We start from the raw sequence: 17,047 nt of genomic DNA, 5'->3' as shown, positions 1-17,047 counted from the left end.
AACCGGAATCGGTTTTCGGCAGGGAGGTCGCAGCCGATTCAATAGGCCGAAAACACGGCCGCCTGTGGTGACAGGGCAAGATCGCCGCCCTATCTTGACCGGAGCGGAACGGAGCATTTGGAATGGCATTGCAGATCGATCAGTTCATGTGCCGGTCAGACAATTTCGGCATCCTCGTGCACGACCCGAAGAGCGGCGAAACCGCGCTGATCGACGCGCCCGAGGAGGCGGCCATCCTGGCTGCGATCAAGCGCACCGGCTGGACGCCGACGATGATCATGACCACCCACCACCATGCCGATCATGTCGAGGCCAATCTGGCGCTGAAGAAGAGGTTCGGGCTGAAGATCGTCGGGCCGAAGGCGGAAGCGGCCAAGATACCCGGCATCGACGTGGAACTGTCGGAAGGCTCGAAGTTCGAATTCGGCGGCCAGCCGGTCGAGGTGATCGAGACGCCAGGCCATACGGCCGGCCACATCTGCTACTATTTTCCGAAGTCGCACGTGGCTTTCGTGGCGGACACGCTGTTCGCCATGGGTTGCGGCAGGCTTCTGGAAAAGCCGGCGCCGGTGATGTTCCATTCGCTGCAGAAGCTGCTGGAACTGCCGGCGGCCACCACGCTCTACTGCGGCCACGAATACACGCTTGCCAACGCCCGCTTCGCGCTGACCATCGACCCGACCAACTCGGCGCTCAAGGAGCGTGCGGCCAAGGTGGAAAAGCTGCGCGCGACCGACAAGCCCACATTGCCGACCACGCTTGCCGAGGAACTCGCCACGAACCCGTTCATCCGCTGGCACGATCCGGCAATCCGCAGGAACCTCGGCATGGAGAAGGCGACCGATGCCGAGGTCTTTGCCGAGATCCGCAAGCGCAAGGACAATTTCTGAGCCGATGAACGCCGCAGGGATTGTCGCGGCGCTGGGGCTGGTCCGCCATCCGGAAGGCGGATGGTACGTCGAGACGTTCAGGGACAACGAGGGTGACGGTGTCGGCGGTCGCGGCCATTCGACCGCGATCTATTTCCTGCTGCAGCGAGGCGAAGTGTCGGCCTGGCATCGCGTCAGGGACGCCGTCGAGGTCTGGCACTTTTACGCCGGCGCGCCGCTTGAGTTGCGCATCTCCGATGGGGAAGCCGGCATCGTCTCCTTCCGGCTGGGCAGCGATCTGGCGGCCGGCGAACGGCCGCAGGCGGTGGTGCCGGCCGACTGCTGGCAGACGGCGCGCAGTCTCGGCGACTGGACGCTGGTCGGCTGCACCGTGGCGCCAGGCTTCGACTTCGCGCAGTTTGAACTGGCCGAGCCCGGGTGGGAGCCGGGCATCTCCGGATGACGCCGGTTATGCCGGCGCGTTGTCAGCGGCCGTAGCGGACGCAGCCTTGCCGCCGAACAGCATCGACCTCGCGGCAAGCACGGCGCCGGCCGTGATCAGAACGCAGGCGGCGAGGATGCGCCACGTCGGTTCGGCAAAGCCTGCCGCGATCAGGATGAGGGTCGAAAGCAACGGCGCGGCGTAGCTTGCCGCTCCCAGCACCTGGATGTTGCCGCGCTTGACCCCGATATCCCAGGCATAGAAGGCAGCGCCCACGGGCATCAGGCCGAGACCGAGGACGGCGAGCCACTGTCCCGTGGTGGCGGGGAGCACGGTTTCCTCAAGCGCCAGATGACAGAGAAGCGAGAGCGCCGAAGTCGCGGCGCAGAACCAGGTGACGACGCTGGTCGGAACGGCCGGGAACCGCCGCGACAGCAGCGAATAGGCCGACCACAGGAAGGCGCAGACGCCCGCCATCGCGTAACCGAAGGCGTAACGGCTCTCGAAGGCGACGCCGCCGCCCTTGGTGACGATCAGCGCCGTGCCGGCGAGCCCCAGCAGCGCGCCGGCGATATGATGCCACCTTAATCGTTCGCCCGGCATCAGCGCCGAGCCGAGCACGATCAGGAGCGGCCAGAGATAGGCGATGAGGCTCGCCTCCACGGCCGGTGCGTTGCGCAGCGCCGTAAAGTAGAAAAAATGGTAGCCGAACAGCCCGCCTATGCCGATCACCCATACCTGGAATGGAATTTTTGCAGGCCGGTCCGGCGCAGCCGTGAAGAGTCGCGCAGCGAGCCCGACGCATGTGCCGACGGCGAAGGTGATTGCCGACAGCAGGAAGGGCGGCGTCCTGCCGGACGCGTCGGTGAGCAGCGCGAGCAGCGCCCACATCGCGATAGCCGAGAAGCCGATCAGTGTTGCGCGCGCCATCCAAAATTCTCCGGCGCGGGAGTTCCTTGCCCCGGCGCCTACAAGGCTTCCAACCGCCGCGCCCGGATCGTGATCGTGCCGATCTGCGTGCCGATCGTGGCATGGATCGGCGCGTATACGCCGGTTTCGCCGAGCTGGGCAAATGTCACCATGATCCGGCTCTTGGTCCTGAGGAATTCGAGTGCGCGGCGTCCCTTGCGGTAGCCGGCGGCGGGAGTGAACTTCAGCCGGCAGGTGACGATCGGGCCCTCGAAACCCTCGACCGACATCTTCCCCGTGCTGACATAGGAGAGCGCGAGGTCGGCGCGCAATTCGCCGTCGAACATGCGGGCGCCGCCCTTGCACACATCCTCCAGCCTGTCGGCCTTCACCAGCGTCGCGGCGATCGGATCGACGGCGGACTTCAGGTCGTCCGGGCCGATCGGCACCCAATCCTTTCTCCGTTTCTTCAGCGGCGGCTCGTTGACGACCTCCACGACATTGCCGTCGGCAAAGCGGATATCGACCAGGGTCGGCTTGTCGTCATAGCGGTATTCGGCGCGAAAACGATCCGCCTGGACACCGTCGGTGAAGCGCCCAGAGGCGCTGAGCTTGCCGGTCGTATCGTAGAAAAAGACGCCAAGTCCCGAGGCCGAGGCCTCGCCCTGGATCGAATAGCCCTCGCGGTCGACATAACTGTCGAATTCGACGCGCCCGACGGGAAGTCCGAGGAAGGAAAGCGTATATTCGCCGCGATAGAGCGGCGCCCGATAGGCGGCCGACCCCGGCATGATCGTGGCGAGGATCAAGGCAGCGCCAATGGCGAAAGCTCGGAACATCATGGGGCCAATGCCGGTTCTTCGGCGCTGTTCAGGGACCGAAAGGGTTTCCTGCGGGCGATACTGCCCTGGAATCCGGCCATTTCGTGGTCGGATCGAGAAACAGGGGCTGCGGCGCTGCGCTTGACGCAAGCTGCAAATGCCACTATGGAACCCCGACTTTTCCATGAGGCCGCTAGAAGCGACTGCGCGCCATAGTGCCGGTGCGCCGACGTCGCGGCTGTTGAAGACTGAAGGTAAACCGAAATGTCCCGCACGTGCGAACTGACCGGCAAGGCCGTTTTGTCCGGCAACAATGTCAGCCACGCCAACAACAAGACGAAGCGCAAGTTCCTGCCGAACCTCGTCAAGGTGACGCTGATCTCGGAAGCGCTGAACCAGAACGTTCGCCTGCGTATCTCCGCGAACGCGCTGCGTTCGGTCGAGCATCGCGGCGGCCTCGATGCGTTCCTTGCCAAGGCTGACGCTGCGGAACTGTCGCAGCGCGCCCGCCTTCTCAAGAAGCAGGTCGCCAAGAAGTCCGCCGAACAGGCCGCCTGATAGCGCTTCGCGGGCGGTAGGCCGCCTGCGAAATCAAGACACCAGCTGGTTCCATCACCCAGGATAAAAAAATGTTTCGCCTGACTTCCTATGCGCCCTTCGTGGCGGCCATGGCGCTCATCGTCGTGGCCTCGAATGTGCTTGTCCAGTTTCCGGTGAACGGCCAAATCGGCGGCCTTGCGCTCGCCGACATCCTGACCTGGGGTGCGTTCACCTATCCCTTCGCCTTTCTGGTGACCGATCTCGCCAACCGACGCTATGGCCCGGCCGTGGCGCGGCGGATCGTCTTCGTCGGCTTCATGCTGGCGGTAGCCTGCTCGATCCTAATGCCGCCGCTGCTGTTCAGATACGGTTTTATCGAATTCGAGACCGCCGCCGACCGGCTGGTGCGCATTGCGATCGCGTCGGGCGCCGCCTTCCTGACGGCGCAACTACTCGATGTAACGGTGTTCAACTGGCTGCGCCAGCGCTCGTGGTGGCGCGCGCCCGTGTTCGGCTCCCTGGCGGGATCGGTGCTCGATACAGCGATCTTCTTCAGCGTCGCCTTCTCCGCCGCCTTCGCCTTCATCGGCCCTGACGATGCGTTCGCGCTGGAGAACGCCCCCCTGCTTGGCCTCCTGCCGGTCGAGACGGCGCGCTGGATGTCGTGGGCGGCGGGCGATCTGACGGTGAAGCTCGCGATCGCCGTCTTCGCGCTGATCCCCTACCGGCTCATCGCCGCCAGATGGGCACAGCCGGCCGCAGCTTGAGGGCAACTCTTTCTTAAGCGTAAAATTCAGGCAGACAGCCGGCTGCCGAATTGCTCAGCAGCACGCTTAAATTATATGCAAAATCAATGTATTAGATTCTTTAGAACTTTGTGCGACTGATGCCGCCGGGGTCAGTGGGGCGAAAAGCCCCTTGCGGGACATCGGGCGGCATAGATGAACATCGGAAAGAGCGAACTCGCCGGAAGCGGTATCGAGGGCCTCGAGGCTACCGGGGACGAAGATTTCAAGACGCTCTTCGTCACCCACCCGACACCGATGTGGGTCTACGATCCCGAGACGCTGGGTTTTCTGACGGTGAACGACTCGGCGATGAAGCTCTACGGCTACAGCCGCGAGGACTACGCCAGCATGACCGTGCTGGACATCCGGCCGGAACGCGAACGCGACCGCATGCGCGCCGCCGTCAAGTCGCGGTCTGACCTCGGCCGCGCCGAGCGCTGGCAGCATCTCAAAGCCAATGGCGAGGTGATGGAGGTGCTGACCTATGGCCGCAACGTGCGCTTCAACGGCGTCGACGCGATCCTGGCGATCGTCACCGACCGCACCGAAGTCAACCGGGCCTATCGCCAGGCGAGCGACACGCGTTCCCTGCTCGACAGCATCGTCAGCAGCCTGCCGGTCGGCGTATTCGTCAAGGACATGGAGGATGGTGGCCGCTATATCCTCTACAATGCCGCCTGCGGCGAGATCGTCGGCTTCGAGCCTTCCTACATCATCGGCAAGACCGACAGCCACATCTTCACGCCGGATCAGGCGCAGCAGTTTCGCGAGCAGGACCTGCAGGCCATGGAAACCGCCGGCGTTCTTGCCTTCGAGGAGGGCGTCCAGCGTTCCGACAACAGCACGCGAACCATCCGGACGATGAAGCGCGCCATCCCGACCATGGACGGCAGCCCCTCTCGCTACCTCGTCGGCATCTCCCAGGACGTCACCGAGCGGCGCAGCTACGAGGAGCGCATCGCCCATATCGCGATGCATGATGCGCTGACCGGCCTGCCGAACCGCAGCTTCTTCACCAACCACATCATGACGCTTCTTTCCGACGCGCCTGCCGCCAACGCTTTCGCGCTGATGTATATCGACATCGACCACTTCAAGCATGTCAACGACAGTATGGGCCATCCGGCCGGCGACGCGCTGCTGGTCGAGGTGGCCGAGCGGCTGACACTCCTGATCGGGCGGTCGGACATGGTCGCGCGGCTGGGCGGCGACGAGTTCGCGCTGATCTTCATGCTGGAAGGTGCGGCCGATACGACTGCGCTGGCCAACAGGGTGATGCACGCCTTCGCAAAGCCGTTCCACCTCGACGGCGTGCAGGAGCACGTGGATTGCAGCGTCGGCATCGCGCTGGCGCCTGAGGACGGCGACGACGTCAACACGCTGCTGCGCAACGCAGACCTTGCGCTTTACGCGGCGAAGGCGGACGGACGTTCCACCTTCCGCTTCTATGACAGCGCCATGCGCTTCAACGCCGAGCGCCGCCACGGCCTGACGCTGGAGCTGCGCCAGGCGCTGGCCGCCGAGGAGTTCGAACTGCACTACCAGCCGGTGCTGTCGCTGGCCGACGACCGGATCTCGGGTCTCGAGGCGCTCGTGCGCTGGCGCCATCCTGAGCGCGGCCTCCTCGGCCCGGCCGAATTCATTCCGGTTGCCGAGGAAACCGGACTGATCGGCAATCTCGGCGAATGGGTGCTGCGGCAGGCCTGCCGCACGGCTGCGGGCTGGCCGAGCGAGATCAAGATCGCCGTCAACCTGTCGCCCTGCCAGTTCAAGCAGGTCGGGCTGCTGGCGACGGTCGTCTCCGCGCTCGACGAGGCCGGGCTGCATCCTAGCCGGCTCGAACTTGAGATCACCGAATCCGTGCTGCTGGCCCAGAACGGCCAGAACCTGCAGCTTCTGCATGCATTACGCGATCTCGGCGTGCGCATCGCCATGGACGATTTCGGCACCGGCTATTCATCCCTGAGCTACCTGCGCTCCTTCCCTTTCGACAAGATCAAGATGGACCGCAGCTTCGTTTCCGGCATCGGCACCGATCCGGGCTCGATGGCGATCGTCAAGGCGGTGACCGGTCTCGGCTCAGGCTTCAACCTGACGACGACGGCGGAGGGCGTCGAGACGCCGGACCAACTGGCGCGGCTGCGCCGCGAAGGTTTTAGGGAAATCCAGGGCTATCTCTTCGCCCGGCCGATGCCGGCGAAAGACGCACTCGCCTTCATCTCGAAACATGCGAACTCCTCCGCCGGATCAGGAGACCTGGCAATAGCGTCTTGAACAACCTGGGAGATCGGTGCTCAGCGCCAAGTATCGGGGACGGACGGGACGGCGGAGATCATTCCCTTTCATAGTAGGAGTTTCGGAAAGGCCGGCTGGCGCAATAACGTGACATTGTCATACTCTACCCCGCAGGTCAGTAGGGGGCGGGCGCGATGATCCAAGCTAAATGCCGATTGGCTCTGTGGTCTGCCGTGAATGTTCTGATCTTAGCGAACTTCGTCCACGCAGCAGACATCACCAACAAGATCGATCCTCCGGCAAAATCCAGTCACCTGGGCCGTGCCGAATTCCAAGGAGAGGTGCGAGTACCCTGCGCCAAAGGCTCCTGCTCGCTCACAGAGTTCATGCAAGAGGTACGCGTTTGCGCCTTGCTGGTCATCAAGTCGGGCAAGATCAAGTTCGAGCTTTACGACAAAAAAGCCGAAACCTGCGCGGAACGTGGGGCTGATCGACCCGGCAAGGAATATGGTCTCGCCTCGGTGACGAAGTCGATCACGTCAACCCTAATGGGCCACGTCATCGCAACCAAGCACGGCGCGCGAACGCGAGCCAAGTTCGAAGAAATTCTCCGACGGCCCGTGGACTCTTTCCTCCCACAACTCGGCAAGCGGGTTTCGGCGGGCGGATACAGCGGCGTTCCGATCTCGCACGTCCTCAACATGCGATCCGGCGTGCGTTGGAGCGAATACAGCTACGGAGGATGGTTTGACGGTTTCACGGACTCGGCGAAATTTGATCGCCGCGTCAAGGAAGGCCAGAAAGTCAGCATCGTGGAATTTGCCAAAAAGTATGGCAGCCGGGGGTTAAACGGGGGATTCAACTATTCGGCCCTCGATGCGAGCATCAACGCAGCAGTTGCGCAAGATATGCTTGGGGACCAAAATCTGGCGGATTTCCTGGAGTGGGGACTGTGGAAAGCGATTGGCGCGGAAGCCAGGGCCCGCTGGAAGGAGGACTACACCGGCACGCCGATCGGGGCATGCTGCTCATATATGCGGATCCGCGACCTTGCTCGCTTCGGTCTGCTCGTGCTGAACAAGGGTCGCGGCCCGGACGGCCGCCAGGTGATCCCCAGCGCCTGGTTCGACCTGGCGATCTCTCATGGTCCGGATGGCGCGGACGCGATTCCGCCAGGCAATTATTCGCACAATCCGGGTTGTCCGATAGACTACCGCTACCAGTGGTGGCTCTTTCCGCGGCCAAGGACGGATTTCACCGCGGTCGGAATCGCCGGACAGTTCCTTCACATCTATCCGGATGAGGATGCCTTGATCGTGCAGATCAGCGATTGGGGACATTGGGAGGACGGCGACCGCCGGGAATGCGCGAGCTTCGCCATGCACGATGCGTTAATGAAAGCCCTGCGCTAGATTGGACAGCCGGCGGCTAGTTTTTCGTCGGCTGGGGCTCGGCCTCGTCGTGCAGCACGAATTCGAGATAGAGGTTGCGCTGCAGGATCGAGTGGTTGTCGTCCGAGATGAGCGAGACCATCTGCGCGCCGTCCGCACGGGTCCAGACGTCCAGCCCTTCCATGTTGTCGATCTGATAGCCCATGTCGGCCGTAAACAACACGGGGCCGTCGGCGACCGATCCTTTGGCGATGCTTTCGCCGTAGATGCGCTTCAGCCTCATCTTCACGCCGGATGCCATCGAGAAGCTTCGTTCCAGCAGAAGCAGGTCGCCGTTCGGCAGGAAGGCGCCGTCGGTGATGTCGAATTCACCGTTGCGCCTGACCGTAAAGACGCCCTTGTTGGGGCCTTCGATGATCGCCGCGAAGATGTTGCCGTCTCCGTCGAGGCTTTTTTCCGAGACGATGATCAGTCCGCCTTCGTGCTGCCCGTGAGAATGGGCGTGCGCGACCGTTTCGAAGCCGCGGTTCTGCCTGAGCTCGCGCGGCGGGATCAGGAAATCGAGATCGCCGATCGCCGCCTTCATGTCGTCCGGCTCGATCCCGAATTGCGCAATGCGGTGATCGCGCTCGAATCCAACCGTAGCCACGCCGTCCCTCACGGCCAGACCTTCGGCATCGACCTCCCATTTGCGGTTCGAGACCTTTCCCGAGCGGTCGAACATCTGCTGCATGCGGAAGTTCTCGACGCCGGAAGGCACGCCGTCGGCGTCGCGCGCGATCGTGCCGAAGAACCAGAAGCCTGTGTCGGCGACGCCGATAAAATCCTCCCCCGGCGTCAGGAAGCGGAAGGACGACAGCGCGCCGAGATCGCGCGACGTCGATGTCAGTTCCAGCCCGCCGACGAATTCGAGCGGACCGAAACGTCTCTCGGTACTGCCTATCCGGAAATGGCGGATCGGGCGGGCTGAAATTTCCAGCCGCTCGACGCCTTCGACCGCAGCCCCGGCCGGCTGCCACGCAGTGGACAGGAACCCGCCGACTGCCAACGCAACCGCGAGCGCAAGTAAAAGCGTCCTGTGCGAGAATCTCGTCATCCGGCGCGACGCAAACCGCCGCGGCGGCTGTCGCGCACGCTTTCTTCGCCGAACAGCGAAGCGAGCTGTTCGGTCATCGCTCCGGCAAGCTCCTCGGCATCGACGATGGTGACGGCGCGACGGTAGTAGCGCGTCACGTCGTGGCCGATGCCGATGGCGAGCAGTTCGACCGGCGAGCGTGTCTCGATGAGCTCGATGACGGCGCGCAGGTGGCGTTCGAGATAGTTGCCGGGATTGACCGAAAGCGTGGAGTCGTCGACCGGCGCACCGTCGGAGATCATCATCAGGATCTTGCGCTGCTCGGGGCGTCCGATCAGGCGCTGATGCGCCCACAGCAGCGCCTCGCCGTCGATGTTTTCCTTGAGCAGGCCCTCGCGCATCATCAGGCCGAGATTGCGCCTGGCACGCCGCCAGGGCTGGTCGGCCGATTTGTAGATGATGTGGCGCAGGTCGTTCAGCCGGCCGGGATTCGGCGGCTTGCCGTCCTTCAGCCATTTCTCGCGAGCCTGCCCGCCCTTCCAGGCGCGGGTGGTGAAGCCCAAAATCTCGACCGACACGCCGCAGCGTTCGAGCGTGCGGGCGAGAATGTCGGCGCAGGTGGCGGCGACCGTGATCGGCCGTCCCCGCATCGAGCCGGAATTGTCGAGCACAAGGCTGACCACGGTATCGCGGAATTTGGTGTCGCGCTCCTGCTTGAAGGAAAGCGGCTGCATCGGGTCGATGACCACGCGCACCAGCCTGGCCGGGTCGAGATAGCCCTCCTCGAGATCGAAGTCCCAGGAGCGGTTCTGCTGCGCCATCAGCCGGCGCTGCAGCCGGTTGGCGAGCCGCCCGACCACGCCCGACAGATTGGCGAGTTGCTTGTCGAGGAAGGCGCGGAGCCGGTCGAGCTCTTCTTCCTCGCAAAGCTCTTCCGCGCCCACCGTCTCGTCGAAGGTGGTCGTGAACACCTTGTAGTCGACGGTGTTCGGCAGATCGGCGAATGGATTGTCCTTGCGCTTAGCTTCTCCAGGCGTCTCGGCGTCCGGATCGTCGTCGTCGGAAAATTCGTCGGAGGTCGCGTCCGCCGCGTCCATCTCGCCGGCCTGCTCCTCGTCGGTCGAGGCGTCCTGATCGTCCGACTGCGACTGGTCGGCGCCGGAATCGTCCTCGCCGCCCTCCTCGCTCTGCTCCTCGCCCTGCGGCTGCGGGTCCTCGCTGTCCTCGGTCTCGTCCGACTGCTCCTCATCGCCGAGGTTCTCGGCCATCTCCATCGAGGCCAACATCTCGCGCACGACCCGGGCAAAGGCCTGCTGGTCGTCGACATTGCCGATCAGGTGGTCGAGATCGGCGCCGGCCTTTTCCTCGACCCATTCGCGCCAGAGGTCGACGACACGCTCACCGCTCTTCGGCGCTGCCCGGCCGGTGAGTTTCTCGCGCACCATCAGCGCCAGCGCCTCCTCGATCGGCGCGTCGGCGCGGTCGCGAACGTCGGCGAGGTTGGCCTTGGCGTATTTGTCTTCCAGCATGGAGCCGATATTGTCGCCTACGCCAGTCATGCGCAGAGCGCCTATCGCCTCGACGCGGGCCTGCTCGACCGCATCGTAGACGGCGCGCGCCTGCTTGCCCTCAGGGGCGAACTTGGTGTGGATACCGAGATCGTGGCAGGCCCGCCTCAGCGCCATGGAATCGCCGAGGCCACGCGTGACGGCTATGTCGGCCGGCGAGGGTTTCTTCGGCAGTTCAGGAAGCCGCGCACGATTGCCGGCAAGCGCGGGCTTGTCCTTGGCGAAGGCGACTTCCAGGTCATGGTCGCCCGATATGGCGCGCATGCAGACCGTCACGGCGCGCTTGAAGCTATCCGCTTCGGAACCCGTCTTCGATCTGCTTCGAGTGTTGTCGCCGGGACCGGCCATCGAATCTCCGGACTAGCCGAGCACCACGTTGGCGGCCGACTCCGGCAGTTCCTGGCCGAAGGCGCGCTGGTAGAACTCCGCGACGATCGAGCGTTCGAGTTCGTCGCATTTGTTGAGGAAGGTCAACCTGAACGCCAGCCCGACATCGCCGAATATCTCGGCGTTCTCGGCCCAGGTGATGACCGTGCGTGGGCTCATGACGGTCGACAGGTCACCGTTGATGAAGGCCTGCCGTGTCATGTCGGCGATGCGCACCATCTTGTTGACGATCTCCTTGCCCTTGGCGTCGCGATAGTGCTTGGCCTTGGCGAGCACGATATTCACTTCATTGTCGTGCGGCAGATAGTTCAGCGTGGTGACGATCGACCAGCGATCCATCTGCGCCTGGTTGATCTGCTGCGTGCCGTGATAGAGGCCGGTCGTGTCGCCGAGGCCCACGGTGTTGGCGGTGGCGAAAAGGCGGAAGGCTGGGTGCGGCCTGATGACGCGGCTCTGGTCGAGCAGCGTCAGGCGGCCCGACGATTCCAGCACGCGCTGGATGACGAACATCACGTCCGGGCGGCCGGCGTCGTATTCGTCGAAGCAGAGTGCGACATTGTGCTGGTAGGCCCAGGGCAGGATGCCGTCGCGGAATTCAGTAACCTGCATGCCATCTTTGACCACGATCGCGTCCTTACCGACGAGGTCGATACGGCTGACATGGCTGTCGAGGTTGACGCGCACGCAGGGCCAGTTGAGGCGCGCGGCGACCTGCTCGATATGCGTGGACTTCCCGGTTCCGTGATATCCGGAGACCATGACGCGGCGGTTGAAGGCGAAGCCGGCGAGGATGGCGAGCGTCGTCTGCGGGTCGAACAGATAGTCCGGGTCGAGGTCGGGAACGTGCTCAGTCGCCGCCGAATAGGCCGGCACCACCATTTTGGATTCGAAGCCGAATTTTTCCTTTACCGACACCGTCGTGTCAGGGAGGTTGGCGATGTCCCGGTCGACCTTGTTCATAACGTCCTCACGCGCGGCGCGTCGTGCGCCGGCAAAATCCCATTTGTTCGGGGGCGTCTTTAGCAGACCCTGCGCTCAGCACAAACCAGCTTGTTTGAGCACGCGATAGGCCTGCAGCACATCGCGGAACCGGTCCTCAGAAGCCCTGTCGCCGCCATTCGCGTCGGGATGGTGGCGCTTCACCAGTTCTTTATAGCGCGCCTTGATATCCTTGCCAGTCGCCTTTGCGTCAAGGCCAAGCGTTTCCAGCGCCTTGGCCTCAAGCGGCTTGGCCTTTCGCTCGTGCGGCTGGCGCGGATCCTTCGGCCCGTTGAACAGATTGAAGGGATCGCGCATGCGATTGTAATAGCCGGCGCGGCCTGACCGCATCTGCGCCATGTCGGGCGCGGACCGCATGGTGCCGTTCAGGCCCATGGTCCAAGTTGGGCGATGACCGGTCAGGGCCTCCTTCTGGAAGCGCGCGATTTCGGAATCCGGAACGCCCGAAAAATAGTTGAAGCCCTTGTTGTACTCGCGCACGTGATCGAGGCAGAACTTGAAGTACTCGCCTTCCTTCATGCGTCCAACGGGCGCCTTGTGGGTACCCGCCTCCTTGCAGCCGTCCCACTGGCATATCGGCGAGCGCGACTTCAGGTCCGCGTCCTTGTCCCGGCGGATGCGAATCTTTTCGAAATATTTCGGATACGGCTTCATCTGGCGACCGTTATGAGCACATCGGCGGCGCGATACAAGAATTGACATTTGGTGGAAACGGTCCCTACCGGGACAAATCACCGGGTCGGGTGCCGAGGTGGCGCTTTTGTGGCGGCCTGCATATATGGCCTCCCATATATGGGTAGAGGAGACGCCGATGTCGATACAGGAAAGCATCGAAACCAAGTTGAAGAAGGCATTTTCGCCCGAGCGGCTCGACGTGATCAACGAAAGCCATCTTCACGCCGGCCACCATCACGTCGAATCCGGACACCATGCCGAATTCGACGGCAAGGGCGAGACCCATTTCCGGGTGCGGCTGGTGTCGCCGGCCTTTGCCGGCATGAGCCGCATAGAGCGCCACCGCGCAGTCAACTCGGCTCTCGCCCACGAATTGACGGGCAGCGTGCATGCGCTGGCTATCGAACCCGCCGCGCCGGGCGAAAAGACGCGATGGTGACGCCGCAGGCATTCACGTCACCGGCCTGATCCTGATCCTGGCGATGCGGTTCTTGTCGCGCTTCATGACGACGAAGCGCTTGCCGTGGAAGGTGAACGCCTGGCGTTCCTCGGGAATCGACTGCGTTTCGTGAATGACGAGGCCGGCGATGGTCGTGGCCTCATTGTCGGGCAGCGACCAGCCGAGCGCGCGATTGAGGTCGCGGATCGGCACGCTGCCGTCGGCGACCACCGAGCCGTCGGCCTCCTGCTTCACGCCCTGCATGTCGACGTCGTGCTCGTCGGCGATGTCGCCGACGATTTCCTCGATGATGTCTTCAAGCGTCACCAGCCCCTCGACCTCGCCATATTCGTCCACGACCAGAGCGAAATGCGCCTTGCGGCGCAGAAACGCGTTGAGTTGGTCGTGCAGCGACGTGGTGTCCGGCACGAACCAGGGTTTTGTGGCGATCTTCATCACGTCGATCCTGGAGAAGTCGTTGCCGACCTCGTTCAGCGCGCGCAGCAAATCCTTGGCGTGGAGCACGCCGACGATGTTTTCGGTCGAGCCTTTCCACAGCGGCATGCGGGTGTGCGGGCTTTGCAGGATCTCGCGCACCACCGCCTCGGGCGGGTTGTCGGCGTTGACGGAGCGCATGTTGATGCGGTGGACCATCACGTCCGAAACTTCGAGCTCCTGCAGATCGACAAGCGAGCCTAAACGGTCCTGCCTTGCCCCGCTTTCGCCACGGGCCCCGGCGGCCGCGCTGTCCGGGTCCTCATGTACCGGACGCTGCGGGGCGGCTATCCGCACGAGTTCGTATCCGAAGGCGGTGAGCAGCCAGGTGCGAAGGACAAGCACGAATACGGCCAGGAGGACAATCCCGGCCAGGACGCCGGCGACGATCCAGCCGACCGCGGTCATCCCGGCAAATTCTCCTTCAGGAAGAGCAGCACCTCCGAGGACGCAACGTCCCTGGCAATGAAGGCTTTCCCGACGCCGTGCGTCAGGATGAAGGTCAGCGCTCCGCGCGACACCTTTTTGTCCTGCGCGATATAGGCAAGCAGCCGGTCCGCATCGGGAAGGGCGCCGGGAATATCCGACATGCGCCAGGGCAGCCCTACGGCGCTAAGGTGCGCTTCGACCCGCAGCGCATCGTCCATGCTGCACAGATTGAGCCGGGACGAGAAACGATGCGCCAGCGCCATGCCGATGGCGACGCCCTCGCCATGCACGAGACGCTGGCTGTCGTAGCCGGTCGCGGCTTCGAGCGCATGGCCGAAGGTGTGGCCGAGATTGAGCAGGGCGCGGTCGCCGGTCTCGTATTCGTCGCGGGCGACGACGTCGGCCTTGGCGCGGCAGGATTCGGCGATCGCTTGCACGCGCGCCGGACCGCCAGCGAATATCTCCTGCCAGTTCTTCTCCAGCCAGGCGAAGAAGTCCGGCCGGTCGATGAGACCGTATTTGGCGATTTCGGCATAACCCGCCGTGAATTCCCGCGCCGGCAGCGTGTCGAGCACCTCGGTGTCGGCCAACACGAGCTGCGGCTGGTGGAACACGCCGACAAGGTTCTTGCCATGGTCGCTGTTGATGCCTGTCTTGCCGCCGACCGAGGAATCGACCTGCGCAAGCAGCGAGGTCGGCATCTGCACGAAGCGCATGCCGCGCCGGACGATGCCGGCTGCGAAGCCGGCTAGGTCGCCGATGACGCCGCCGCCGAGCGCGATCACCGCGTCGCCACGCTCAAGCCGCGCCGCCAGTATGCCATCGACGACAACTTGAAGAGCGTCGAAGCTTTTTGTCTTCTCGCCGGGCGGCAACGCGATGACGGTCGAGGCTATCCCGCTCCTGTCGAGGCTGGCAACCAGCGGCGCAAGGTGCGAACCGGCGACATTCGCGTCGGTGACGATGGCCGTCCTGATGCCAGGCAGCCGCTTCGATATCTCCTCGCCGGCCCGCGCGACGAGGCCTGCGCCAATCAAAATGTCGTAGGTCCGGTCGCCGAGCCTGACCGCAACGGTCTCGATGCTCATGACGCGGTCTCGCCGTAGGCTTTCGGTCCCGACGCCTGGCTCTCAAGGTGACGGCCGATGGCCTCGAGGACTTCACCGGCAATGACCTCCTTGCGCTCATCGCGCGTCGCAACAGTGACGTCGGCCAGTGCATAGACCGGATTGCGTTCGAGCATCAGCTTTTCGAGCACGCCGCGCGGATCGGCATTTTTCAGCAGGGGCCGGTTCTGCTTCTTGGAGACCCTGTCGAGCAGCGTGTCGACATCTGCCTTCAGCCACACGGAAAGCCCACACGCCGCTATGGCGTCCCGTGTCTGCGCGTTCATGAAGGCGCCGCCGCCGGTCGACAGAACCTGCGGCCCGCTTTCCAGAACCCGCACGATGACGCGCTGTTCCAGCGCGCGGAATTCCGCCTCGCCGTAGCGTTCGAACAGGTCGGGGATGGTCATGCGCGAAACGCTTTCGATCTCATGGTCGCTGTCGGTGAAGGGAAGGCCGAGCATGCCCGCCACCCTGCGCCCGATCGCCGTCTTTCCCGCACCCATCAGGCCGACGAAAACGACGGAGCGCGTGCCTAGCCTTTCAACCAGGTCCGCCATGTTCTCCGCAGCCAGTGTCGGGGTTGCCGTCATGGCAGCGTTTCGACATGAAAAGCCGGTTTTCGTCAAGCAAACGATTAGCCGCGCGCCCTTGTCTTGACCGAATTCGCGTCCCATAAGGGCGCGGGACGAAAATCAGGTGCGGGCGACCCGGGAATCGATGCCGACGCTATTCAGGTTTGTCATCACTCTCTGCATTCTGGCAGCACTCGGCTACGGCGCAATGCTGGCGCTGGTCATCCTCGTCGAGCCGAACAAGGGCGAGATGAGCGAGCGCATCCCATCCGACAGAATCAACCCACCAAGCAGATGAACAGCGCGACGCGCATTGAAGCCTTCCTGGAAATGATGAGCGTCGAGCGCGGCGCCGCCGACAACACGCTGGCAAGCTATCGCCGCGACCTGGAAGACGCCTCCGCGGCGATCGGGGGCGGCCTTGCCAACGCCGCAAGCGACGACATCCGCGCCTATCTCGGCGACATGGCGGCGCGGGGTTTCGCCGCCTCATCCCAGGCGCGAAAGCTTTCGGCGCTGAGGCAGTTCTTCAAGTTCCTTTATGCGGAAAACCTGCGTTCCGACGACCCGACGGGCACGCTGGACAGTCCGCGCAAGGACCGGTCGCTGCCAAAGACCATGGCGGAAGCCGAAACCGGCCGCCTGCTCGACCGGGCGTCGCTCGAAGCGGCCGAAGCAGGCAGGGATGGCGACGCGGTCGCGGCAAAACGCATGCATGCGCTTGTCGAAGTGCTCTATGCGACCGGGTTGCGCGTGTCAGAACTGGTAAGTCTTCCGGTAAGGGTGGCGCAGCGCGACGAACGCTTCTTCGTCGTGCGCGGCAAGGGAAACAAGGAACGCATGGTGCCATTGTCGCCCAAGGCTCGCGAGGCGATGCACGTCTGGCTTGCCGAACGCGAAGGCAATCCGGCGCTGGCCGACAGCCCCTATCTTTTCCCGTCGTCCTCCGAGAGCGGCCACATGCCGAGGCAGGTTTTTGCCCGTGACCTCAAGGCACTGGCGGCGCGCGCGGGCATTGCTGCGGCGAAGGTCTCGCCACACGTGCTTCGTCACGCCTTCGCCAGCCATCTGCTGCAGAACGGCGCCGATCTGCGCGCCGTCCAGCAGTTGCTCGGCCATGCCGATATATCGACCACTCAAATCTATACGCATGTGCTGGAGGAAAGGCTCGTACGGCTGGTCAACGACCACCATCCGCTTGCCGACCCGACGCCGTAACGTTATGTGAGGCGGTATTTCACGGCTTGGAACCGCGTTTTCGCTGGTTCCGCGCGTTTCCCGCTCCGACGCATCGGTTCGCTCAC

18 protein-coding genes are annotated in these 17,047 nt (G+C 63.7%); 9 read left to right on the top strand and 9 right to left on the bottom strand.

Going from position 1 to position 17,047, the window contains the following annotated elements:
• Positions 1-122: 122 nt before the first annotated feature.
• Both gloB and ABLE71_RS11155 read left to right on the top strand, forming a co-directional pair.
• Positions 123-890, top strand: a complete 768-nt coding sequence (gloB, locus tag ABLE71_RS11160) for a hydroxyacylglutathione hydrolase (protein WP_348783409.1) — start codon at positions 123-125, stop codon at positions 888-890.
• Positions 891-894: 4 nt separating this feature from the next.
• Positions 895-1,332 (top strand): cupin domain-containing protein, encoded by a 438-nt coding sequence (locus tag ABLE71_RS11155; protein WP_348783408.1) that lies wholly within the window; start codon positions 895-897, stop codon positions 1,330-1,332.
• Positions 1,333-1,338: 6 nt separating this feature from the next.
• Here ABLE71_RS11155 and ABLE71_RS11150 read toward each other — a convergent pair whose 3' ends face one another.
• Both ABLE71_RS11150 and ABLE71_RS11145 read right to left on the bottom strand, forming a co-directional pair.
• Entirely contained in the window at positions 1,339-2,241 is a 903-nt protein-coding gene (locus ABLE71_RS11150) for an EamA family transporter (protein WP_348783407.1), read from the bottom strand.
• A gap of 38 nt (positions 2,242-2,279) precedes the next feature.
• Positions 2,280-3,062, bottom strand: coding sequence for a DUF3108 domain-containing protein (locus ABLE71_RS11145; RefSeq protein ID WP_348783406.1), 783 nt, complete (start codon positions 3,060-3,062; stop codon positions 2,280-2,282).
• Positions 3,063-3,305: 243 nt separating this feature from the next.
• Between ABLE71_RS11145 and rpmB the strand changes: the two genes are divergently transcribed.
• From rpmB to ABLE71_RS11125, 4 genes are all read left to right on the top strand, one after another.
• A complete protein-coding gene (gene rpmB, locus ABLE71_RS11140) occupies positions 3,306-3,599 on the top strand; it encodes a 50S ribosomal protein L28 (protein WP_348783405.1) in 294 nt (97 codons plus the stop codon).
• Positions 3,600-3,670: 71 nt separating this feature from the next.
• Complete coding sequence (locus ABLE71_RS11135; RefSeq protein WP_348783404.1) at positions 3,671-4,348, top strand: queuosine precursor transporter; 678 nt, start codon at positions 3,671-3,673, stop codon at positions 4,346-4,348.
• A gap of 174 nt (positions 4,349-4,522) precedes the next feature.
• Complete coding sequence (locus ABLE71_RS11130; RefSeq protein WP_348783403.1) at positions 4,523-6,643, top strand: EAL domain-containing protein; 2,121 nt, start codon at positions 4,523-4,525, stop codon at positions 6,641-6,643.
• 155 nt (positions 6,644-6,798) lie between these two features.
• On the top strand, positions 6,799-8,016 hold the full coding sequence (locus ABLE71_RS11125) for a serine hydrolase (RefSeq protein WP_348783402.1): 1,218 nt from the start codon (positions 6,799-6,801) through the stop codon (positions 8,014-8,016).
• Positions 8,017-8,032: 16 nt separating this feature from the next.
• Here ABLE71_RS11125 and ABLE71_RS11120 read toward each other — a convergent pair whose 3' ends face one another.
• The 4 genes from ABLE71_RS11120 to ABLE71_RS11105 form a co-directional block, all read right to left on the bottom strand.
• Positions 8,033-9,091 carry an esterase-like activity of phytase family protein gene (locus tag ABLE71_RS11120; RefSeq protein ID WP_348783401.1) on the bottom strand — a complete coding sequence of 353 codons (1,059 nt, stop codon included), beginning with the start codon at positions 9,089-9,091 and terminating at the stop codon, positions 8,033-8,035.
• Positions 9,088-10,986, bottom strand: coding sequence for a cobaltochelatase subunit CobT (gene cobT, locus ABLE71_RS11115; protein WP_348783400.1), 1,899 nt, complete (start codon positions 10,984-10,986; stop codon positions 9,088-9,090). The genes ABLE71_RS11120 and cobT overlap by 4 nt, the downstream gene beginning before the upstream one ends.
• Positions 10,987-10,998: 12 nt before the next feature.
• Positions 10,999-11,985, bottom strand: a complete 987-nt coding sequence (gene cobS / locus ABLE71_RS11110; protein WP_348783399.1) for a cobaltochelatase subunit CobS — start codon at positions 11,983-11,985, stop codon at positions 10,999-11,001.
• A gap of 75 nt (positions 11,986-12,060) precedes the next feature.
• Positions 12,061-12,678 (bottom strand): J domain-containing protein, encoded by a 618-nt coding sequence (locus ABLE71_RS11105; protein WP_348783398.1) that lies wholly within the window; start codon positions 12,676-12,678, stop codon positions 12,061-12,063.
• A 157-nt stretch (positions 12,679-12,835) separates the two neighbouring features.
• On the opposite strand from ABLE71_RS11105, the gene ABLE71_RS11100 reads away from it, so the two are divergent.
• Complete coding sequence (locus tag ABLE71_RS11100; protein WP_348783397.1) at positions 12,836-13,138, top strand: BolA family protein; 303 nt, start codon at positions 12,836-12,838, stop codon at positions 13,136-13,138.
• Between the two features lie 12 nt (positions 13,139-13,150).
• Here ABLE71_RS11100 and ABLE71_RS11095 read toward each other — a convergent pair whose 3' ends face one another.
• Genes ABLE71_RS11095 through ABLE71_RS11085 form a run of 3 tightly spaced genes read right to left on the bottom strand, consistent with a single transcriptional unit; the run spans position 13,151 to position 15,761 of the window.
• Positions 13,151-14,041, bottom strand: coding sequence for a transporter associated domain-containing protein (locus ABLE71_RS11095; RefSeq protein WP_348783396.1), 891 nt, complete (start codon positions 14,039-14,041; stop codon positions 13,151-13,153).
• The gene (gene aroB / locus ABLE71_RS11090) at positions 14,038-15,150 is read right to left on the bottom strand and encodes a 3-dehydroquinate synthase (protein ID WP_348783395.1); all 1,113 of its coding nucleotides are present in this window, start codon (positions 15,148-15,150) and stop codon (positions 14,038-14,040) included. The genes ABLE71_RS11095 and aroB overlap by 4 nt, the downstream gene beginning before the upstream one ends.
• Entirely contained in the window at positions 15,147-15,761 is a 615-nt protein-coding gene (locus ABLE71_RS11085; protein WP_348783394.1) for a shikimate kinase, read from the bottom strand. Before ABLE71_RS11085 ends, aroB begins: the two co-directional genes overlap by 4 nt.
• Before the next feature lie 127 nt (positions 15,762-15,888).
• Here ABLE71_RS11085 and ABLE71_RS11080 point away from each other — a divergent pair, with 127 nt between their 5' ends.
• Together ABLE71_RS11080 and ABLE71_RS11075 are read left to right on the top strand one after the other, a co-directional pair.
• Complete coding sequence (locus ABLE71_RS11080) at positions 15,889-16,041, top strand: histidine kinase (protein ID WP_348783393.1); 153 nt, start codon at positions 15,889-15,891, stop codon at positions 16,039-16,041.
• Positions 16,038-16,961 carry a site-specific tyrosine recombinase XerD gene (locus tag ABLE71_RS11075; protein WP_348783392.1) on the top strand — a complete coding sequence of 308 codons (924 nt, stop codon included), beginning with the start codon at positions 16,038-16,040 and terminating at the stop codon, positions 16,959-16,961. Before ABLE71_RS11080 ends, ABLE71_RS11075 begins: the two co-directional genes overlap by 4 nt.
• Positions 16,962-17,047 lie beyond the last annotated feature (86 nt).

The organism is Mesorhizobium sp. KR9-304, assembly GCF_040049215.1.
In the GTDB taxonomy this organism is placed as follows: Bacteria; Pseudomonadota; Alphaproteobacteria; order Rhizobiales; family Rhizobiaceae; genus Mesorhizobium_K.
Note: the sequence above shows the minus strand (reverse complement) of the source record. Positions and strands in the feature narration are given on the sequence as shown.